Source organism: Lacinutrix sp. Hel_I_90 (genome assembly GCF_000934685.1).
Classification (GTDB): Bacteria; Bacteroidota; Bacteroidia; order Flavobacteriales; family Flavobacteriaceae; genus Lacinutrix.
Map to the genome: position 1 here is coordinate 3,641,745 of NZ_JYNQ01000001.1, position 21,727 is coordinate 3,663,471.

21 protein-coding genes and 1 tRNA gene are annotated in these 21,727 nt (G+C 34.5%); 15 read left to right on the forward strand and 7 right to left on the reverse strand.

The genetic code is table 11. From position 1 onward, the window contains the following. Nucleotides 1-122: 122 nt before the first annotated feature. The 3 genes from GQ46_RS16240 to GQ46_RS16250 form a co-directional block, all read right to left on the reverse strand. A complete protein-coding gene (locus GQ46_RS16240; RefSeq protein WP_044404007.1) occupies nt 123-902 on the reverse strand; it encodes a carboxypeptidase-like regulatory domain-containing protein in 780 nt (259 codons plus the stop codon). A 104-nt stretch (nt 903-1,006) separates the two neighbouring features. Next, nucleotides 1,007-2,881, reverse strand: a complete 1,875-nt coding sequence (locus tag GQ46_RS16245) for a DEAD/DEAH box helicase (protein WP_044404010.1) — start codon at nt 2,879-2,881, stop codon at nt 1,007-1,009. Nucleotides 2,882-3,349: 468 nt separating this feature from the next. Then, complete coding sequence (locus tag GQ46_RS16250; protein ID WP_044404013.1) at nt 3,350-3,925, reverse strand: non-canonical purine NTP diphosphatase; 576 nt, start codon at nt 3,923-3,925, stop codon at nt 3,350-3,352. 290 nt (nt 3,926-4,215) lie between these two features. Between GQ46_RS16250 and GQ46_RS16255 the strand changes: the two genes are divergently transcribed. Continuing rightward, the gene (locus GQ46_RS16255) at nt 4,216-6,057 is read left to right on the forward strand and encodes a serine hydrolase (protein WP_197077368.1); all 1,842 of its coding nucleotides are present in this window, start codon (nt 4,216-4,218) and stop codon (nt 6,055-6,057) included. Between the two features lie 69 nt (nt 6,058-6,126). Here GQ46_RS16255 and rlmH read toward each other — a convergent pair whose 3' ends face one another. After that, a complete protein-coding gene (rlmH, locus tag GQ46_RS16260) occupies nt 6,127-6,600 on the reverse strand; it encodes a 23S rRNA (pseudouridine(1915)-N(3))-methyltransferase RlmH (protein WP_044405252.1) in 474 nt (157 codons plus the stop codon). 92 nt (nt 6,601-6,692) lie between these two features. Here rlmH and nadC point away from each other — a divergent pair, with 92 nt between their 5' ends. The 4 genes from nadC (at nt 6,693) to priA (ending at nt 11,554) form a co-directional block, all read left to right on the forward strand. Then, the gene (nadC, locus tag GQ46_RS16265) at nt 6,693-7,553 is read left to right on the forward strand and encodes a carboxylating nicotinate-nucleotide diphosphorylase (protein WP_044404019.1); all 861 of its coding nucleotides are present in this window, start codon (nt 6,693-6,695) and stop codon (nt 7,551-7,553) included. An 8-nt stretch (nt 7,554-7,561) separates the two neighbouring features. After that, nucleotides 7,562-8,563, forward strand: a complete 1,002-nt coding sequence (locus GQ46_RS16270; protein ID WP_044404022.1) for a YihY/virulence factor BrkB family protein — start codon at nt 7,562-7,564, stop codon at nt 8,561-8,563. After that, on the forward strand, nt 8,553-8,981 hold the full coding sequence (locus GQ46_RS16275) for a DUF2147 domain-containing protein (RefSeq protein ID WP_044404025.1): 429 nt from the start codon (nt 8,553-8,555) through the stop codon (nt 8,979-8,981). Before GQ46_RS16270 ends, GQ46_RS16275 begins: the two co-directional genes overlap by 11 nt. Nucleotides 8,982-9,100: 119 nt before the next feature. After that, the gene (gene priA, locus GQ46_RS16280; protein ID WP_044404028.1) at nt 9,101-11,554 is read left to right on the forward strand and encodes a primosomal protein N'; all 2,454 of its coding nucleotides are present in this window, start codon (nt 9,101-9,103) and stop codon (nt 11,552-11,554) included. 222 nt (nt 11,555-11,776) lie between these two features. Here the strand turns inward: priA and GQ46_RS16285 are convergent, their stop codons facing one another. Beyond that, entirely contained in the window at nt 11,777-12,472 is a 696-nt protein-coding gene (locus GQ46_RS16285; protein ID WP_044405255.1) for a LytTR family DNA-binding domain-containing protein, read from the reverse strand. 208 nt (nt 12,473-12,680) lie between these two features. Between GQ46_RS16285 and rpsF the strand changes: the two genes are divergently transcribed. The 8 genes from rpsF (at nt 12,681) to GQ46_RS17905 (ending at nt 18,167) form a co-directional block, all read left to right on the forward strand. Next, nucleotides 12,681-13,019: a 30S ribosomal protein S6 gene (rpsF, locus tag GQ46_RS16290; RefSeq protein ID WP_044404031.1), complete on the forward strand. Its 339-nt coding sequence runs from the start codon at nt 12,681-12,683 to the stop codon at nt 13,017-13,019. Beyond that, nucleotides 13,019-13,318 (forward strand): 30S ribosomal protein S18, encoded by a 300-nt coding sequence (gene rpsR, locus GQ46_RS16295; RefSeq protein WP_197077382.1) that lies wholly within the window; start codon nt 13,019-13,021, stop codon nt 13,316-13,318. The genes rpsF and rpsR overlap by 1 nt, the downstream gene beginning before the upstream one ends. Before the next feature lie 13 nt (nt 13,319-13,331). Beyond that, the gene (gene rplI, locus GQ46_RS16300; RefSeq protein WP_044404037.1) at nt 13,332-13,793 is read left to right on the forward strand and encodes a 50S ribosomal protein L9; all 462 of its coding nucleotides are present in this window, start codon (nt 13,332-13,334) and stop codon (nt 13,791-13,793) included. A 104-nt stretch (nt 13,794-13,897) separates the two neighbouring features. Beyond that, a complete protein-coding gene (locus GQ46_RS16305) occupies nt 13,898-14,794 on the forward strand; it encodes a glycerophosphodiester phosphodiesterase family protein (RefSeq protein ID WP_044404040.1) in 897 nt (298 codons plus the stop codon). A 168-nt stretch (nt 14,795-14,962) separates the two neighbouring features. Further along, complete coding sequence (locus tag GQ46_RS16310; protein WP_044405258.1) at nt 14,963-15,430, forward strand: DUF6495 family protein; 468 nt, start codon at nt 14,963-14,965, stop codon at nt 15,428-15,430. A 264-nt stretch (nt 15,431-15,694) separates the two neighbouring features. Continuing rightward, nucleotides 15,695-17,077 carry a histidine--tRNA ligase gene (gene hisS, locus GQ46_RS16315; RefSeq protein WP_044404041.1) on the forward strand — a complete coding sequence of 461 codons (1,383 nt, stop codon included), beginning with the start codon at nt 15,695-15,697 and terminating at the stop codon, nt 17,075-17,077. Between the two features lie 355 nt (nt 17,078-17,432). Next, nucleotides 17,433-17,918 (forward strand): ferritin-like domain-containing protein, encoded by a 486-nt coding sequence (locus tag GQ46_RS16320; RefSeq protein ID WP_044404044.1) that lies wholly within the window; start codon nt 17,433-17,435, stop codon nt 17,916-17,918. Between the two features lie 93 nt (nt 17,919-18,011). Then, entirely contained in the window at nt 18,012-18,167 is a 156-nt protein-coding gene (locus GQ46_RS17905; RefSeq protein WP_197077369.1) for a hypothetical protein, read from the forward strand. A gap of 917 nt (nt 18,168-19,084) precedes the next feature. Here GQ46_RS17905 and GQ46_RS16325 read toward each other — a convergent pair. Continuing rightward, the gene (locus tag GQ46_RS16325) at nt 19,085-19,324 is read right to left on the reverse strand and encodes a hypothetical protein (protein ID WP_044404047.1); all 240 of its coding nucleotides are present in this window, start codon (nt 19,322-19,324) and stop codon (nt 19,085-19,087) included. Between the two features lie 340 nt (nt 19,325-19,664). Between GQ46_RS16325 and GQ46_RS16330 the strand changes: the two genes are divergently transcribed. Next, nucleotides 19,665-20,684: an AraC family transcriptional regulator gene (locus tag GQ46_RS16330; protein ID WP_052503512.1), complete on the forward strand. Its 1,020-nt coding sequence runs from the start codon at nt 19,665-19,667 to the stop codon at nt 20,682-20,684. 210 nt (nt 20,685-20,894) lie between these two features. Here GQ46_RS16330 and GQ46_RS16335 read toward each other — a convergent pair. Continuing rightward, nucleotides 20,895-20,968: transfer RNA gene (locus GQ46_RS16335), tRNA-Met, on the reverse strand. Between the two features lie 345 nt (nt 20,969-21,313). On the opposite strand from GQ46_RS16335, the gene GQ46_RS16340 reads away from it, so the two are divergent. Continuing rightward, complete coding sequence (locus tag GQ46_RS16340) at nt 21,314-21,700, forward strand: START-like domain-containing protein (protein ID WP_044405264.1); 387 nt, start codon at nt 21,314-21,316, stop codon at nt 21,698-21,700. The last annotated feature ends 27 nt before the right edge of the window (nt 21,701-21,727 follow it).

Genomic DNA, 21,727 nt, shown 5'->3' on the forward strand with positions numbered 1-21,727 from the left:
TGCTGTCTTTAGCATTTTTAATCGACCACTGTTGTAATCCAGAAGATTTTTGATAAAAGAAGAAAAGCACTGAAGTAAACTACTTAATAAAATGCTAGGCATTGCAAACGGAGACTGAGATATTATCTATCGCGACTTAACACTTTATACTCTTCATAACACTCACTAATAGCATCAAGCATTTGAAGATCGTTTGCCTTTTCAATAAATTCTTTAGAGTAGTTACATTGTGAAACAATTTCATCTAAATCCACTTTATTAACCTGTAATAAAACCATTAGGGTTTCACGATCAAAACGAGACGCAAGGAGGTTTCTAATCTGGTCGTCTTGTTTCATTTTTTTAAGCTTTTTGAGCTCATTGCCTTTTCGGCTAAAGGTGTTGTATAAAAAGTCTAAAGGATTAAATATAGAGCCTAAAACTTTACTAATACTGCTTGGCGATTTATTGTTTCCGGCTTCGTAGCCTGTGGTTAACCCAGAAATGCTGTAACGATAATTAGTATTTACCTGTACTTGTTTGATGTCTATTTCAAGATAGCCTGTAAGTTTTAAATCGTTTACCACAACTTCTTCTAAGGCTAAAGCCAGTTCGGTTAAAGTAATTTTTGAGCTCCCAAATTTTAACCAGTCATTCGTCACACGTACTTTAATAGACTTGTATCCAATATAAGTTAAATGCAGTGTGTCATTAACCTTAGCTTTAATATTAAATTCACCACTACTATTGGTAGAAGTACCAATAACTTGGTTAAGGTTTACAATATTCACACTTTCAATAGGCGCCGCTGTCTGAGAGTCTATGATAATACCTTCAACATAATCGCTTTGTTCCGTATTATCTTCCTGCGTAAAGCCAAAAGTAACATAGCATAATAAAAGGAAAGTAAGTAGGTATCTCATTATTAAATTTTGAACTATAAAAATACTAAACAAATTGTATTTAGCACTTTTATAGTTCTCATTTTGACTTAATATTAACAAAAAGGTTTAAAATTCAAGTTGAATTACCTTCTAGAACGTCTAGGAGTTGCGTGTGTAGTTTTAAACTCAGATTTATCTCTGTCACCACCATCACTTCTTCTTGATCTTGGTTTAGGACTGTCATCACTACTACGACGTCTGTCGCTAGAACCTTCACTGCGTCTTCCGCTTGAACGTCTATCTCCGCCACCGCCAGAACTTCTATCGTTACGTTTTCTGTCTCCACCGCCATCTCTGCGTCTTCCGCCACCGCTTGCACCACGACCACGACCGCCACGACTTGGTTTGTCTTCTGTAATTTCTACGTTAACAAAGCGTCCGTTGTGTTTATAGTCTGTAAAGAAAGCCAATATTTTTTCTTGGTGTTCTTTTTCAGTATTAAAGAAAGAGAAGGTGTCTTTACAGTCTACTTTAAAAACATCATCACGACCTAATTGTAATTCTTCTTTTAAGAAATCTTTTAACTTCATCCAATCAAAACCGTCTTTCTCACCAACGTTGATAAAGTAACGTGCAGCGCTTCCACTTGATTCTCTACCAGAATCTCTTCCGCTATCTCTACCAGAATCGCCAGCAGCAACGTTTAAGTTTTTAGATTTTTGATAATAATTAAAGAAACGTGTAAACTCTACCGAGAAGAATTTCTTGATCAATTCGTCTTTAGAAGTGTCTTCAAATAAACTATTAATATCTTCAAGATACTTATCAATCTCGTGGTTGATTTCTGTGTTATGAATTTTATTAGCTAAAGAGAGTAATTGCACTTCGCAAATTTCCATACCGTTAGGTATTTCCTTTAGTTCAAATTTCTTATTGATAATGCGTTCGATGCTTTTTAATCTGCGCACTTCACTTTTAGAAACAATTACCATAGAAACTCCTGTTTTACCAGCACGACCTGTTCTACCAGAACGGTGTGTATAGGTTTCTATTTCATCACTCAATTGGTAGTTAATAACGTGAGTAATATCGTCTACATCAATACCACGAGCAGCTACATCTGTAGCAACCAACATTTGTATTTGGCGGCTTCTAAACTGCTTCATCACAATATCACGTTGATTCTGTGATAAATCACCATGTAATGCACCAGCACTGTAACCATCTTCAATTAAGTTTTCTGCAACCTTTTGTGTATCGCGTTTGGTACGACAAAAAATTACCGAAAATATTTCAGGATTCGCATCTGCCAAACGCTTTAACGCTTGGTAACGATCACGGGCATTTACTAAATAGTATTCGTGAGAGACATTATCTGTACTCTCGTTTTTATGACCAACCGTAATTTCTTGCGGACTTTTCATAAATTTTCTTGCAATCGTAGCCACTTCTTTCGGCATGGTTGCAGAAAATAACCAGGTATTTTTATCTTCAGGAGTTCCAGAAAGAATTTCTGTAATATCTTCCTTAAAACCCATGTTTAACATCTCATCGGCTTCATCTAAAACCGAATATTGAATTTTTGTAATATCGACTAAGCGACGGCTAATCATATCTTTCATACGACCAGGCGTTGCTACAATAATTTGTGCACCACGTTTTACTTCACGGGCTTGATCTGTAATGCTAGAGCCACCATAAATAGCAACGACGTTTAAGCCTTTACAGTATTTACCGTAGGCTTTCATTTCGTTCGCAATTTGTAAACAAAGTTCACGAGTAGGCGATAAAATAAGACCTTGTGTTGTGCGGCTGTCAATGTCAATTTTTTGTAACATTGGAAAACCAAAAGCAGCTGTTTTACCAGTTCCGGTTTGTGCTAAAGCCACTAAATCTGTGTCTTCGTTTAATAAAATTGGGATTGCTTTTTCTTGTACTTCAGAAGGGGTTTCGAAACCTAAATCTGTAATACCTTTTAATAGATCTTCGTTAAGACCTAAATCTTGGAATGTGCTCATTCTTTCTTATGTATTTCAATGTCAATCTGTTTGGTGTTACAAATAGAAGCGCATTGAACATACTTAACCTAAAACTTCTAATAACACATCCTCTCTCTGAGGAGTAAAATAACGCTATTGCGTTTTTCAAGGTGCAAAGGTACAACTAAATTTGAGATAAACTATTTTTGATTAAAGAATTATTTAATAGGTATGTGGTAATAAGTTGAATGATAGCGGTTTGAGTGCTTTAATACGCTATCTTCTATGGCTTTTTAAAGTTTTTAGGGTAGAAAAAAGGATGCCTCTGCAATTGTGAAACACTCATGAGTACTTTAATTTAAAATAAAAATGAACGAATAAGCGTTAGCGCGAACTTTGGACTGTGCATCTTTAATCATCCAGAAAAGGGGTGCATAAATTTAGATAGCTCTGTAAAATATAATTTAATTATTTTGTGCAGCCAACTAGGTCGCATTTAAGGTTCTACTACAGCTTATTCAAAAAACCAATTAATAATTGTACTGCTTTCCCACGATGACCAATCTCATTTTTTAACTTCAAATCCATTTGAGCAAAGGTTTCGGAGTAGCCATTAGGTTTAAAAATGGGGTCGTAACCAAAGCCGTGGTCTCCAATTTTTTCTTTTGTAATTTCCCCTTTACAAAGGCCTGTAAAGGTTTCTAGTTTGCCGTTAAGGTGTAAAGCAATGACTGTTTTAAATTGAGCGCTTCGGTTGGTTTTGTCTTTTAAATTTAAAAGTAACTTATCCATGTTGTCATTAGCATCACGTTGTTCTCCAGCATAACGCGCACTATACACCCCAGGATCATTATTTAGGGCCTCAACTTCTAAGCCGGTATCGTCTGCAAAACAATCATAGCCATAACGCACTTTTATATAGTCTGCTTTTTGTATCGCATTGCCTTCAATGGTGGTTTGTGTCTCTGGGACGTCTTCAAAACAGCCAATGTCTTTTAAGCTTACAAGCTTAATATGCTCCGGAATTAAGGATTGTACTTCTTTTAATTTGTTAAGATTATTTGTAGCGAAAACGAGTTGCATGTTTTTAATTAAGTTTAAATTCAAAAGTAAAGTTTACTACTGTTTTTTATCCCTTATTTGTGATAAAAAGTTAAAAGGGAAAAACAGCCTATTTAATATCGAGTGAAGTCCTTACTCATCTTCGTATAATAAGGTTAGTTTTGCAGTCAGAAAAACACCAAATCGTTTAAATTATGAAAATGCTTCCAAGTCTAAAAACACAAAGAAGCGTCCGCGCCTCAAAATTAAAAAATCAGGCTTTATGTTTAGTTATTTTTGTCTTTTTTTCTTGTGATAGTTTAAAAGGTGTCATGAAAACGAGTCCTGAAACGACCTTGCCACCAGGACTTCAATGGGCCTCAAGAACAGATTTATCGGGCGAGCAGTTTTCAACATACTTTCAAGAATATAAAAACAAAGGCTGGATTATAAAAGCTATTGATGCCTATAAAAGCGGTTTAGAAACAAAGTATGCTATGATCTGGGAAGAAAATACAGATTTGCGTGCTTGGGCAGAATGGCGTGATTTATCGTCAGAAGAGTATCATAAAAAATGGGAAGAATATAAAGCGTTGGGCTGGAAGCCTACAGCTATAGAATGTTACCAAATAGGTTCTAATAACAGATATGCGGGTATTTGGGAGGAAAATAAAGAAGGTATCGCTTGGTCATCTCATCGTAATTTAACAGCAACAGCATTTGATAATTTGTTGGAAGAAAAATTAGCCGCTGGATTTCGTTTGGTAGATATTGAAGCCTATTATATTTCGGAAGACCTGAAATTTTCAGCCCTATGGTATGAGAACCCTACAAATTTAGAATGGGCAGAATCTAAAGGCATGACGCGAACAGAATACCGAGAAAAAATAGATGATTTTGGTAATCGGGGCTTTAAGGTCATAGATTTTGAGTCGTATACCGTTGGTAATGAACAAAAATATGCAGCTATCTGGGAAAAAAATCTTTACAATCATAAAACAGCCGTTCGAACAGACAAAACAGAAATAGAATATGCCAATTATTGGCGGTTATATAATGATATGGGTTATCGTTTAATTGACTTTGAGAGTTATAGTACGCCAAGTGGCAGGCGCTATGCTGGTGTATGGACAGAGAATAATACCATTAGGTCACGTTATAGCAAGCAAGAGGCTATTACGGCTTTAGTTAGCCAATATCAAATAGATAATAATATAGCAGCTGTTTCAGTGGCGGTAGCTCAAGGCGGACAGGTAGTCTATCAAAGAGGTTTTGGAGAAGCAGACAAGCTAGCGAATAAAAAGGCACACGGTAAATCTGTTTATCTTATTGGTTCGATTTCAAAAGTTATTGGCGGGACTTTAGCAGCAAAATTAGAAGCCGAAGGACAATTGAGAGATGGGACGGGGGTGTCCTTAGACTTAACACAACCCACTACTAATTTTTTGGCGATTCCAAATAATAGCCACAGCCATACCGTTGAACAATTATTTTCACATACGGGGTGTATGTGGCATTACTCTGCAGGTCCAGAGCCTATAGGTATTCATTTTAACAACGCTTTAGCAGCAACACAGCAACTCTGGAATACGCCTACGCTGGCTAATTGTACCATTGGGAGTTCAAGAAATTATTCTACACATGCGTTTACATTTATTGGAGCAGTCTTAGAATCGGTTACCAATCGCCCAATCTCACAATTGGTGGAAGAAGAAATTGCAGATCAGTATGGATTGAGTAGTATGAAGGTTATGTTTAAGGATGCAATTTTAGAGGCTGATTATGAGCGGGTAGCACCTTATTTAGACACAGGGCTTTTAGCGGTGCACAACAATAATAGTTGGAAGGTTTTAGGCGGCGGTATAGAGTGTAATGCCGTTGATCTGGTACGTTTTGGATATAAGCATTTAACAGGAGAGATTATTGATGCAAGCACACGTGATAATCGTTTATGGAAGCCTGTCAATTCCTATACCCCCAATGGCATCGCCTGGGATGTTAGAACCCGAAATGGGCGGCGGGTAGCAGAACATGGGGGCAGTTTTGTTGGCGCGCTATCTCATTTACGGGTGTATAGAGATGATGATTTAGTTATTGTTGTGTTATCCAATCAGCGTGGTCATGCACCAAGAGATTTGATTGATGCGATTGAGAAGGAAATTTTAAATCCATAGTGCTATACTATGTTTTGCTTAAATCCATCAAGGATTACGCGTTTCTATAGCTGTGATGACGGAGAAATTCTATCTGTGGTGATAAGGCTCATTTCTTAAAATCGTAAAGCCACGATACAATTGCTCAACCACAAATAAACGTACCATTTGATGTGAAAAGGTCATTTTTGAGAGTGACACTTTGCCTCTGGATGCGTTGTAAATGGCATCACTAAACCCATAAGGACCACCAATAACAAAAACCAATTGCTTAATGCCAGAATTCATGTGCTTTTGTAAGTAATTTGAAAAGCCAACAGAATCATATTGCTTCCCATTTTCATCTAATAGAATTAAAACATCGGTATTGGCTAGTTTAGCTAAAATAAGCTCACCTTCCTTTTGCTTTTGTTCCGCTTCGCTTAAGTTTTTAACATTCTTGAGGTCAGGAATAATTTCCAATTGAAACTTAATATAGAAACCCAAACGTTTGGTATACTCGTCTATTAGCGCTTGAAGCTGCTTATTATCGGTTTTGCCAATGGCAATAAGTTTGATAGTCATGGCACCAAAGGTAAAACTTTTTGGAATTTGGAATTTGAAAATTCGAATATTTTGATTTTCAATCATTATTTTAGCAGTAAAGTAATTTAGGAATGATAAGTAAAGCCCAATTCGATAAAGAAATAGAATTAATAATTGCCAACGCCATTAGAGAAGATGTTGGTGATGGCGATCACAGCTCACTATCTTGTATCCCTGCTTCCGCCAAAGGTAAAGCCAAACTCTTAGTAAAAGACGAGGGTATTATTGCTGGGGTTTCTTTTGCAAAACAAGTGTTTGCTTATGTCGATCCAGAACTAAAAATAGAGGTGTTAATTGAAGATGGGAGCAAAGTCAATTATGGAGACATTGTTTTTTATGTTACTGGTGCTTCACAATCCATTTTGAAAGCAGAACGGTTAGTCTTAAATGCCATGCAACGTATGAGTGCTATTGCAACAAAAACAAAACAATTTGTCGATTTAGTGGAAGGCACAGGGACAAAAATTTTAGACACCCGTAAAACAACACCTGGTATTCGTGCGATAGAAAAGTGGGCCGTTAAAATTGGAGGCGGTGAGAACCATCGTTTTGCCTTGTATGACATGATTATGCTTAAAGATAATCATATTGATTTTGCTGGTGGTATTACCAAAGCCATTGCAAAAACCAAACAGTATTTAAAAGACACAAATCGTGATTTAAAAATAATCGTAGAGGCCCGTGATTTAAGCGAAATAAAGGAAATACTTAAAAGCGAGGGCGTGTACCGTATTCTTATAGACAACTTTAATTACGAAGATACCCGAAAGGCAGTAGCACTTATTGGGAATCAATGCTTAACCGAAAGCTCTGGCGGTATTAACGAAAAAACAATTAGAGACTATGCACTATGTGGTGTTGACTATATTTCCTCTGGCGCTTTAACGCATTCGGTATATAATTTAGATTTAAGCTTAAAAGCTGTAGATTAGTCACCGGTATGCCAGAAATTTTAGAAGAAAATATTGAATTAGAAGAAAAATTGGTTGAAGTACAGCTTAGAGATAAGCTGCTTAAAATTCCTGTGCTTAATATTTTTGTTAAAGGCTTTAGTAAGATAAAATTACCAGGTTTAAAAGGACTATCTCTTTACGACTTGTTAGAGCTCTATATTATTGGAATAGCTAAAGGGGCATTAACAACCAGAGGTAGTGCGATTGCTTATAGTTTTTTTACCGCTTTGTTCCCGTTTTTATTGTTTATAATTATTGTAATACCGAACATTCCAATCGATGGCTTTGAACAGGATTTTTTGGCATTTTTAAAATCCGTGTTACCCCCAACCACTTCTGATTTCTTTTCAGACAATATCTTCAAAGCTTTACAAGGTAAAAACACCAATAGCGGACTTTTATCTACCGTATTATTTTTGGCTGTTTTTTTAATGACTAATGGCGTGTACGCATTATTTTTAGGTTTCGAAAGTTCCTACCATGAGCAACCTACGCGTAACATCTTCAAACAGTATTTTTTTGCAATGGGTGTCGCATTAATTTTGTCTATACTACTCATTATTACCGTAGCTGTATTAGGTTATTTTCAAATTTATGTTGTTGGACGTACATTAGATTTTTTAGAGACCTTTGGAATTGATACGTATCGTGAAACACATTTTTGGGCCAATGTAGCACAATATACTTTCTTTGTAATTGTAACATTTTTAGCAACAGCAACATTGTACTATTTGGGAACAAAAGAAGGGAGGTACGCAAGGTTTTTTTCGATAGGAGCAGTGTTTACAACAGTATTGATAATGCTTACCTCATATTTATTTGGTATTTATATTAAGTATTTTTCAAGTTATAATGAACTTTATGGTTCAATAGGAGCCTTATTGATTCTCCTGTTTTATTTGTGGTTAAATGCAAATATTTTATTACTGGGTTTTGAACTAAATATGGCGATGATGCGTTTAAAAAGAGAACATAAGTATGGTGAATAGATTAATTTTAAGTGTAGTTTTATTATTATCAAGTAATGCATTTTCTCAAGATATCTTTGGTAAATGGAAAACCATAGACGATAAAACCGGTGAGGCGAAATCTATAGTTAAGATTTATAAGCATGATGGTAAAGTTTTTGGGAAAATTGTAGCAATTTTTGATGCTTCTAAACGAGATTTACCTTGTATACATTGTGAAGGGGAAGATTATAACAAGCCTATTTTAGGTTTGAATATCATTAAAAACATGGAGAAAGAGGGGGATTATTATAGAAATGGCACCGTAGTGAATCCTGAAGATGGCAAAGTGTACAGGTTGCGTTTAGCTTTAGAAGAAGACAATTTAGATGTTCTACAAGTACGTGGTTATTTCGCTTTCTTTTATCAAACCCAGTATTGGAAAAGGGTCGCAGAATAATTAGTGTTCAGTCTCAGTCTAGACTTTAATTTAAAAATGAAATCTTAAAATAAAAAGAGTTAAACTTGAAAATAACTTTCAAAGTTATTTCTAATAATCACATCCTATAACAATCCCAATTGAATCATTTTATAGACGTCATATTACCCATTCCACTAGAAAAACGTTTCACTTATAGTATTACGCAAGCGGAGTCTGAATTTCTTAAAGTCGGTATGCGCGTGTCTGTCCCATTTGGAAAAACAAAAATTTACACGGGATTAGTCGGAAAAATTCATACTGAAGCGCCTTCCATTTATGATGCCAAAGAAATCCATCAAATTCTAGATGACAGCCCTATTGTTACAGCAACACAGTTAGCACTCTGGAACTGGATTGCTACATATTATATGTGTACCGTAGGCGAAGTTATGCGCGCTGCATTACCCAATGCTTTTATTTTAGAAAGTGAAACACTCATTAGTCGCAATCTGACTAAAACTATTGATGATGCCGATTTAAAAGACGATGAGTTTTTGGTTTTTGAGGCATTGCAACACCAGTCTTCTCTTAAAATTCAGGATATTTCGAATATTCTGGATAAAAAAAATGTACTTCCCGTAATTAAGCGACTCATAGAAAAAGAAGTTATTCTATTACAAGAAGAAATTTACGAAAAATATAAGCCTAAATATGTACGCTACGTTAAACTGCATAGGGAATATGCTTCACAATCGGGATTACAAGAGTTATTAGAAGATTTAAGCAGAGCTGAAAAGCAACGCCAGGTCGTTTTGACGCTATTTAGTATTTCAGCTAAAACAAAAAAACCGGTAAAAGTTAAAGAGCTTATTGAACAGAGTGGAAGTTCTTCGGCCATAGTTAAAGCTTTAATAGATAAAAATATTCTTGAAGAGTATCATGTTCAGACAGATCGTGTGCAATATGATGGCGAAGAGAATGAAGATTCAAAACAATTAAATGACTTTCAAATTGTAGCACTTCAAGAAATAAAAGAAACTTTTAAGTCGCAAAACGTTACCTTATTGCACGGGATTACTTCTTCTGGAAAAACCGAGGTTTATGTTAAACTGATTGAAGACATGCTTTCTATGGGAAAACAAGTCCTGTATTTGCTTCCAGAAATAGCTTTAACAACACAATTGGTTACCAGATTGCAAAACTATTTTGGAGAGCAAGTGGCGGTGTTTCATAGTAAATACTCGGCGCATGAGCGTGTTGAGGTCTATAACCATGTGCTTAATGATTCTCCGAAAGCCAGGATAATACTAGGCGCTCGTTCCTCAATATTTTTACCTTTCCATGAGTTAGGATTAATTATTGTAGACGAAGAACACGAGCAGTCTTTTAAACAATTTGATCCTGCACCGCGCTATCACGCACGAGATACAGCTATTGTTTTAGCAAATTTACATCAGGCAAAAACGGTATTAGGAAGTGCTACACCAAGTTTAGAATCTTATTACAATGCTAAGGAGAATAAATATGGTTTTGTTGAAATAAACAAGCGTTACAACAATGTGCAACTACCAGAAATTGAATTGGTAGACTTGGTAGAAAAGCAGAAGAAAAAGCTTATGAAAGGTCATTTTAGTGACCGGTTGGTTAGCGAAATTAAGGAAGCCTTACAAGAGGGGCATCAGGTTATTTTATTTCAAAACCGCCGTGGGTATTCGCCAATTGTAGAGTGTAATACCTGTGGTCATTCGCCACAATGTCCTAATTGTGATGTGAGTTTAACGTATCACCAATACCGCAGTCAATTAAGGTGTCATTATTGTGGCTATACTATTGCGATGCTTCAAAAATGTATGGCTTGTGGTACTGCTGGTTTAGATACTAAAGGCTTTGGCACAGAGCAAATAGAAGCTGAAGCGAAAATCTTATTTCCAGAGCATAAGATAGGACGTATGGATCTAGATACGACACGCGGTAAATATGGCTATGAAAAAATCATTACCGCTTTAGAACAACAGGAAATTGATATTTTGGTGGGTACGCAAATGTTAACTAAAGGCTTAGATTTTAGAAATGTGAAGTTGGTTGGCATTATGAATGCAGATAATATGCTTAATTTTCCTGATTTTAGAGCACACGAGCGAAGTTTTCAACTCATGTTACAAGTGTCGGGCCGTGCTGGAAGAACCGAGAAGCGCGGTAAAGTACTCATTCAAACCTATAACCCGTATCATAAAATAGTGCAACAGGTGTCTACAAATGACTACAAAGGAATGTTTGAAGAGCAATTGCAAGAACGCTATAATTTTAAATATCCGCCATTTTATCGTTTAATTAAAATTACGTTTAAACACAAAGACTATAATAAAGTAGAATTGGCCAGCGATTGGTTTGCCAAGTCGTTGCGGCAAGTATTTAAAGCCAATATTCTTGGACCAGAATACCCACCTATTTCAAGAATTCGAAATCAATACCATAAAAATGTGTTGATAAAAATTCCGCAAGCACAATCCTTAGGGAAAACAAAAGCGGCAATAAAGAAAATTAACAGCAGTTTTGAGGCTGTAAAAGATTTTAGAGCGGTGCGTGTGATTATTAATGTTGATAACTATTAGTTTTTGTTAGTACTAAGTCAAGGATGAATAAACGAAGTCATAGTGTCTTAATAGAATAATAAGTACTTGATTGTTATTTTGAGACTCTGCTTTTAGAGCGTATTATGCTTTTTTTATGAAAAAGCGCGGAATGACCAACTTACCCCACAAAAAAAATCCCGCTAATTAAAGCAGGATTTTAGTGGTATGTATGTAGGATTTATTTAATGTAGAGGTTTCTGCTTAAATATTATTTAAAGCATCTACCAATAAGGTCTTCTTATTTCTGCTTAACGGAATTTCATAAGCGCCAACTTCAACATTTTTACTGTTAAAACGATCTACTTTATCTAAATTCACAATGTAAGATTTATGTATTCTTAAAAACTTACCTTCGGGTAATTCGCTTTCAAAAGCTTTCATAGTAGATAAAACTACTAAAGATGTGTCTTCGGTTACTAACTTTACGTAGTCACCAAGTGCTTCAATCCATTTAATATCTTTAACGTAAACTTTACGTTTCTTTAGGTTGCTTTTTACGAAAATATGTTCGCCTTCAGTTTCATTAAAGTCAAGTTTTAATTTGTGCTGTTCTAGTGCTTTCTCTACGGCTTGATTAAAGCGATCGCGAGTAATTGGTTTTTGTAGGTAATCTGTTGCATCATAGTTAAAAGCTTTAAACGCATATTCTGTTTTGCCAGTAACAAAAATAATCTGAGGCTTATTATTAAGGACGTCCAATAGTTCAAAACCATTAAGTACGGGCATCTCAATATCTAAAAAGATAAGGTCAACCTTATGTGTGTTTAAGCCGTTCTTTGTTTCTAGAGCACTGCTGTATTCAGCAATTAAATTTAAAGAGTTATTGTTCTCAATCAACTTTACTATAGAAAGTCGCTGTATTGCAGAATCATCAACTACTACGCAATTTAGAGTCATAACGTTAGCATATTTGGGTTTAATTATCGACAATGTTACAAAAAATTCGGATGAAAACCAAAAAACATCGCTAAAATGTAAATTTTAACATTTTTTCAATTAGAATTGAGTGGTTTATAATTCGTGTGAATTTCATAGAGAACTATTTGTGAGATCAAATAAAAAGAATTATTTTTGCACTCATTTTTAACACAATAAATAGATTTTTATGAATCATTATGAAACTGTTTTCATCTTAAATCCCGTTTTATCTGAAACACAGATAAAGGAAACAGTACAGAAATACGAAGATTTTCTTGTTTCTAGAGGAGCAAAGATGGTATCCAAAGAAGATTGGGGCTTAAAGAAGTTAGCTTACCCAATTCAAAACAAAAAAAGTGGCTTCTACCACTTATTTGAGTACACCGTAGATGGTGAACACATTAACCCTTTAGAAATAGAGTTTAGACGTGATGAGCGTTTTATGCGTTACTTAACTGTAGCTTTAGACAAGCACGCGATTTCGTGGGCAGAAAGAAGAAGAGTTAAACTTAAACAAAAAGCGTAATTATGGCATCTATAGAGCAGCAAGCAAAAGGAAAGAAAGAAGGCGAAATTAGATATTTAACGCCTTTAAACATTGATACGAACAAAGCTAAAAAGTATTGTCGTTTCAAGAAATCAGGAATTAAGTATGTCGATTACAAAAATCCAGATTGGTTAATTGGTTTCATTAACGAGCAAGGTAAAATTTTACCAAGACGTTTAACAGGAACCTCTTTAAAATATCAAAGAAAAGTATCTGTAGCAGTAAAAAGAGCGCGTCACTTAGCGTTATTACCATACGTAACAGATTTATTAAAATAAAATTATCATAACAATGGAACTTATATTAAAACAAGACGTTGAAAACTTAGGATTTAAAGACGATGTTGTAACGGTTAAGAACGGTTATGGTAGAAACTTTTTAATTCCTACAGGTCACGCTGTGTTGGCAACTACTTCTGCAAAGAAAGTATTAGCTGAAAACTTAAAGCAACGTGCCTATAAAGACAAGAAAGTAATTGAAGAAGCGAACAAAATAATGGACGCTTTAAAACAATTAGACATTAAAATTGCAGCGAAAGCAACAGAAGGTGCTTCAGCTGGAGATAAATTATTTGGATCTGTTACTAAGGCTGATTTAGTAGAAGCTTTTGAAAAAGAAGGTCAGACAGTAGACAAGAAATTTGTATCTATTACAGGTGGAAACATTAAACGTTTGGGGCAATACACTGCAACAGTACGTTTACACAGATCTGTATCTGCAGATATAGAATTTGAAGTTATAGCTAAAGCTTAATTTAAAATTTATAATAATTTAAAACCGTTTAGATATGTTCTAGACGGTTTTTTTAATTAATAACTTTTAGGCTTTAGAAACCTCGTGAACAGAAATACCAACTTATGAAGCATTTATATTATATACTACTCTTTGTTTTTGTTGTGTCATGCAAAGATGCTGTTTCTAATCCGTCAGTTTTATCGGAAGCCGAAACACAAACGATTAAGAAATCTGCTTTAATTGAAGCGTTTAAATATCAACCCAATGCCACACCAATTATAAGTGTGCATCGCGGTGGGAAAAGCATTGCAAAGTATCCTGAAAACTGTTTAGAAACTTTGCAATATGTTAACGATAGTATTCCTGCTATTTTTGAAATAGATGTTGCAAAGACCAAAGACAATCAGTTAGTTTTAATGCATGATAATAGTTTAGAACGTACCACAACAGGAATAGGCCCATTAACCGATTTTACTTATCAGGAATTAAAAAGCTATAATTTAGAAGACGATTTTGGTAACGAAACAAGGTTTAAAATCCCGCTGTTTACAGAGATACTAAAGTGGGCAAAAGCAAATGATGCTGTGTTGACAGTCGATATTAAACGCAGTGTGGCAGTAGCAGACGTTATTGATGCTATTCGTCAGGAAAAGGCAGAAGACCATTGTGTTATTATCACTTACGACTTAGAACAGGCTCAAAAAGCTTACCAATTGGCACCAGAATTATTACTCTCAGTTTCTGCAAGAAATGAAAAGGAACTGCATTGGCTTTTAGAGTCAAACATACCCACTGAAAATATGTTAGCCTTTACTGGTACACGTTTGTCGCCTGATGCTTTTTATAAACAAGTACAAGCTCACGGCATAAAAACGATTTTGGGCACCTTAGGAAACTTAGATAAGCAAGCGGAAGCAAAAGGCGATGTGCCTTATAATGTATGGAGCGCAAAGGGAATAGACGTTTTTGCTACAGATAGACCGTTTGCAGTCGCAAAAGCTTTAAACATCAAAAAATAAGTAATCAGACGAATCATATAAGGTTTTAAAAACCGTGTAGGGATTTAAAATAAGCAATATACTTTCAGGTTTTGTCCTAAAGTTTTTGGATTCGGACACAGCAATAAAAAATAAAACAGAAAGGTTTTCGGCTATACGAAAATGACTAAAATGACAAAAAAGACTATAATGAAGTATTCTAGACTTACAAAAGAACAATTTGAAGAACTCCACCAAGAGTTTATTAATTTTTTAGCCTCACAAACGATAAGCGCAGGGGAGTGGGAGGATATCAAAACTAATAATCCAGAAGTTGCAGAGCAAGAATTAGATGTATTTAGTGATTTGGTTTGGGAAGGCGTTTTAAATCATGCTAAATATTTAGAACACATTTCACCAAAAGACATGCATTTGTTTGCTTTAAATGAAGAGCACATGCATTTAATAGGGGTGAAAGTAACGACAGATGTAGATTTGACCACAACAGAGGGTTTTAATTGGTTGCGTAGCAATTTAATGGATGATGCGGTTGAATTCGTACAAGCAAAAAAAGACTATAGCGACGATAAAAATTTAGATCGGTTTACCTTAATACAGCAAGGGGCAAATATTACAAAAGGCGAGTTGTATGAGTATTTGTTTAAGCTTATAAATTAATAATTAGTCTGTCATCGCGAGGACGAAGGACGTGGCACTCTCATAAATAGTATTTCAATTATTAATTTGAGAACAGGTCATGAGATTGCGATACTTCGACTGCGCTCAGTACAGGCTAATTTTTTCTAATGAAAAGCGCGCAATGACGTTTATAATTATATATTTTTGTCCCATTGAGGCCTTCGGCTAGACACAAGACAAGCTTTATCGAAGTGAAACAAACTAAGAATCATTAAAACGAGCCCTTTTTTAAAAGGAATACACATGGCACAAAAACCAAGCATACCAAAAGGCACCAGAGATTTTAATCCAGAACAAGTTGCAAAACGCAACTATATTTTTGCTACAATAAAAGCGCAGTTTGAAACCTTCGGATTTCAACCTATAGAAACGCCAAGTTTTGAAAACTCTGATACTTTAATGGGGAAGTATGGTGAAGAAGGGGATCGCTTGATTTTTAAGATTTTGAATAGTGGTGATTATTTATCGAAAGTAGATAATAGAAGCTACTTAGATAAAAACGCAATAAAGATTACACCTCAGATTTCAGAGAAAGCCCTACGCTACGACTTAACAGTCCCATTCGCACGTTACGTCGTGCAACACCAAAACGATATTGAGTTCCCATTTAAACGCTACCAAATGCAACCCGTTTGGCGTGCAGACCGTCCGCAAAAAGGGCGTTTTAGAGAGTTCTACCAGTGTGATGCAGATGTGGTTGGTAGCGACTCCTTATGGCAAGAAGTAGAATTTGTACAGTTGTACGATACTATATTTACAGCTTTAGGTTTAAAAGGCACAACGATTAAAATTAACAACCGAAAAATATTATCGGGTATTGCCGAAGTGATTGGCGCCAGTGATAAATTAATTGACTTCACGGTCGCCTTAGATAAACTAGACAAAATAGGCGAGGAAAAAGTCAAAGAAGAAATGTTAGCTAAAGGGATTCCGCAAGCCGGAATAGATAAATTACAACCTTTGTTTTCTTTAACAGGGACTTTTGAGGCGCAAATTGAAAGTTTAAAAGGCATACTTAGCACTTCCGAAGAAGGAAAAAAAGGAATTGAAGAATTAGACTTTATCAATAAAGCAATTGATGCACTGGGGTTAAAATCGGCAAACTTACAATTAGATGTGACCTTAGCACGCGGATTAAATTATTACACCGGCGCTATTTTTGAAGTCTCTGCACCAGAAGGTGTAGCTATGGGCTCGATTGGCGGTGGCGGAAGATATGATGACTTAACTGGAATTTTTGGATTACCCAATGTAAGTGGCGTGGGTATTAGTTTTGGTTTGGACCGTATTTACTTAGTCCTTGAGGAGTTAGGCTTGTTTCCTGAAACGATTACTAAAAGCACTGAGGTGCTCTTTATTAACTTTGGAGACCAAGAGGCCTTGTTTTGTTTAAAAGCGATAAAAACATTGCGTGAGGCAGGAATTAATGCAGAGTTATATCCTGATCAGATTACGAATGGAAAACACATGAAAAAGCAAATGAATTATGCAAATAAGCGCAACATTCCATTTGTGGTTTTAGTGGGTGACGAGGAAATGAATAACAGCGTTTATACCTTAAAGCAGATGAGCTCTGGTGAGCAGTCTAAAGTGTCTTTACAAGATTTAGTAAAAGCACTACAATAAAACGAGCATCGGATAAAAATTCAAAAGGCTGTTTACAATCAAGTAAACAGCCTTTTTTATTTGCTAATAGTAGTTTCATCCAACGACTACTTTTTTAGAGTGTTTCCAAAGGGTTTCTTACCCCGTATTCCAAAAAATGAGACTTATTTAAAAGCCTTTAATACTATTCTAAGATTTAGGACTGCTGTTGTATTCTAGGCTATAAAAAAAAATAGGCGTAGCCACTCAGGTTTCAAGGCATCAGCAAACTGTTTTATTTTATGGGTTTTTTGAGTTAAAACAGATAGGTATTGAATCAATAAATATCAAAGTGATTTTGTATGTTAAAGGATACGAACTTAAAATTTTAGAAATCATGAAAAATTTACAGAAATTATTTGAACATCAATTAAAGGATTTATATAGTGCAGAAAGTCAGTTGTTAAATGCATTACCAAAAATGGCAAATAAAGCAACAGACTCAAAGTTGAAAGCTGTATTTGAAAGACATTTAGAAGAAACTAAAACCCAAAAAGCACGATTAGAAGAAATTTGTAAAGAATTAGGGGTTAGTCCTGGTGGCGAGAAATGCAATGCTATGGAAGGGCTTATAAAAGAGGCCGAAGGGTTTATGAGTGAAGCAGAAGATAAAGAGGTCATGGACGTAGGATTAATTGCTGAAGCACAACGCGTTGAACATTATGAAATATCTGGTTATGGAACCGCAGTGCGTTTTGCAAAAGAATTAGGACATAAAGGCATTGCTGAAAAATTGCAACAAACCTTAGATGAAGAATATAATGCAGATAATAAACTAGGCAATTTAGCCGAAGGAAGGCTGAATGAAAAGGCGATGGCTTAATTTAACATTTGCAAATTTATAGAGATCGTGATTGGGATATCGTATCGTCGTCATGATCTTTAATTTTAATATAACCCTAAAAAATATTAAGTAATGACATTAGATAGAGAAAACCCTAAGACAGAACACGAAAAGAAACTACATCAAAATACTACAGATGAAAAAGGACCTTTAAAAGAAACGCATTATAATCAATACGGTAAAAAAGATGACGCGCACAAAAAAAGAGGTGCTCGCAAAAAGAATTAAATCATGCGATGTGATTGAACTATAATGTATTTTAAAATGAACAGCATTACGCGCCAAAAGCGTATTTAACATACTTTAGTTTAAAAGCTCATTGCGACGTAAATGTTTATAAATAAACGCATTAGGAGTTGTTATCTGAAAAATATTCTTAGTTAAAACATTGCTTTTTTTTGATACTGCTTTTTAAAAGTATCCTTGCTAGGACGCGCTGTTTTCTCCATTATTCAAATATGTTATGGCTTGATTTTAAGTGAAATAGGAAGGCTAACATAAGTAAGAGTGATCGCACTTATAACGAGGAATATAAAATTAAAAATTTCATAATCTTTAATAATAAGTAAGCCAGCCCACCAAGTAATAAAAAATAATTTGAGAATATGATTTAAAAGCTTTAGCATAACGAGTGACGAGGGTTTTAAATAGTGCTGAAATTCCCCGTTTAAGTTCTTAATGATTTAGAAGTGAAAAGTAATTTTAAAACTCTCAGAGTACTTCGTTTAACACTATTTTTGCTATTTAATGTAATTAAGAATACATCATTCAATCAAAGTTATGCCAAATTAAAAATGAAATCTTGTACAATTAAGCTAAATAGTTGTATAATTCCTTCTTTTTATGGTATTAGGTTAGCTGCTCACTATTTAAAAGTAAAACTTTTTTAAAATCAAAAGAACAGTCCTTGTTTTAGTTTGGAAATAAAACAAAGGAATTGGTTTAAGTTTAGATAAACAGGGCCGTGTTTCTAAACCCATTAAAAAGAAGAATACTTATAATCATTATACGGTTGCAAAACGTATTATTGTTTGATATGGTACTTGTATAGCTGTAGAAAGTGAAAAGGAAAAAACACAAGTTTTATATTTAACTTCCCTTTTAATGCTAAGACGTAACCCAGCTTTCAAAGAGTATTAGGGGCGCTAATTAGTTCTTAAAGCTTTAATTAACGCATCCTTTGTCATTTTAGATCGGCCATCGATACCAACGTTTTTGGCCTGTTCATAGAGCTCTTCTTTTGACCACGCTTCATAGGGCTTAGCGTTACCGCCTTTTTTGCCGGCATTTGGTGTGTTTGCTATTCTTGCCGCTTTCTCCTTACTATAACCTTTATCTTTTAAAGCTTCATATTGGTCTTCGTTTTTAATGCTTGGTATGTCCATAATTTATGATTTTATTTGCTTCATTCGATAAATCTTACAACAATATCAAATAATTATGTAATAAATTGAGTCTTATCGCTTCATATATTTGTTTAAAAAAATAACCTTCAATAAAATATATGGAACAGAAACCTAAGAACCCGTTAAAGCAGTTCGCAAGAGTTGGTAAAGTTTTTTCTAAACAATTTGGTATAACTTCAAACCTCAGAGAAAATACTAAGCTCCAGGAATTACATGCTAATGCATTGAGATAGAATATTTAATTTTTTTAAATTAAAACGTTTCATTAGTGTTTATAGACAATAAATAATAACAGGTAATAACCATGAAAATTTAACGAATGACTATCAATAATTTAAAAACTTTTTTCGAAAGTCTTGAATGCGCTATTGGGGCGGTAAGAATAGATTATACCAACGACAGTACTCATCCAAAAGAATATGAAGTAAACCTTGATAGCGCTTTGGTTCGTGGGACTATTAAAGGAGTCGAATTAGATAGTGACATTTTATTTATTGAGTTTGATGTAAAATTTAATGAAGACATCACCATTAAATTAGATACTCCAAAAGGTTCGGTTGTAAATTTTTTATACTGTATTGAAGGAAATATATCTCAAAGCTTTGAAAAAAACAAATTAGTCAATTCCATTCAAACCTACCATACCCATATTTCTGCACCTATTGAAACGGAAGAAAATCATCTTTACTTCCCTAAAAACGAGCAGGTACATTGTGTGCTAATCGCTGTAAATACTTCTAAGACGAGTTTAGCTAATAGTAGTATTAATAAAATGGTTTCAAAACTTTTTGTTGAAGGTCAGACTCAGGATTTTATTTATAACGGCTCTAGTAATTTAAAAATTACGGAACATATTGAACGATTAGTAAACAGATCAAAAGAAGGGATTGTAAAAAGAGTATTAACCGAAGGGTTAATTTATGTGATTTTATCTATGAAAATAGAGCACTACACATTAGACCTTTCCAGACCTCAAGCTTTAACAAAAGCATTAACAAAGTCTGAGTTAAAACAAATTAATGAGCTCTCTCAGTTCATAAAAAACTTTCCAGAAACAGATTTGGGGGTGAGCGGCTTATGTTCAAAATTTGGTTTAAACACTAAGAAAGCTCAAAAAGGCTTTAAGTTAATGCACGAAAAAACGTTAAATGAGTACATAAGGTTTGTAAGGGTAACAAAATCTGAAGAACTCATTAAAACAACAGATTTAAATATTTCTGAAATTGTTTATACCTTAGGTCTTACCAATAGGAGCTATTTCTCGCACATTTTTAAAGAAGTGTACAACTGTTCTCCAAGTGCCTATAAACAAAAGAACGGGTTAGCAGCAGCAGGGTAATAAATATCAAAAAAACCATTTAAATAATTGCTTAATGCGCCTTTATTAAGGTATTTGAGGGTTATAATGAGTCAGTAGAGCGTCAATCGATAGGAGGCTAATAGAGGTATAATTACTTTTTATTAAAGCAAAACACTTAGGGGGCGTAACGACAGGATACATAAACAAAAAAAGTCAGAACCTAAGCTCTGACTTTCCTTTCTGTACTTGTAGCGAGAACGGGGCACGATCCCGTGACCTCTGGGTTATGAATCCAACGCTCTAACCAACTGAGCTACCTCGCCATAATTTTAAGTGTGCAAATATATAAACTATTATAGTTAGTACAAATAAAAAAGTGAGTTAAATTTCAAGTCTGATTTTTTGATAGTTCAAGTCTGATTTTTATCAAATTTATTTATTGAAATATAAGCGGCCGAGAGACTGTTAATAAAGTTCTAATAGAAGCGTTTTCTGAAGAAATTCTGCACCTAATTTTCTAAAATAGGTTCTGTTTAAAAATATAAAATTTAATAATTTTAATTTTTTTTATAGAGATATTAATATAGAATATCACTTTTTGATATTAATTTTTTTAACACTAATTAATGTTATATATTGGACAAAATATTATTATAACAAACCAACAAATGGACGAAAAATTAAAATACGAATTGGAATTTCCTATTCACGCTTCTCCGCAATTGCTATATCAATATATCTCGACACCGTCTGGTTTATCTGAATGGTTTGCAGATAATGTAAACTCTCGAGGTGAGCTTTTTAAGTTTATTTGGGATGGATCAGAAGAGTCAGCAAAGTTAATTGCAAAGAAGAGTGGAGAGCGCATTAAATTTAAATGGTTAGTAGATGAAGACGATCCATATTATTTTGAGATAAGAATACAGGTTGATGAAATTACAAAAGATGTGTCCATTATGATTACCGATTTTGCTGAAGAAGATGAAGTCGATGAAGCAAAAATGCTTTGGGAAAATCAAATTTCAGATTTAAAACAAGTATTAGGTTCTGCATAAAGATTTTTATATTTTAAACTTATATTT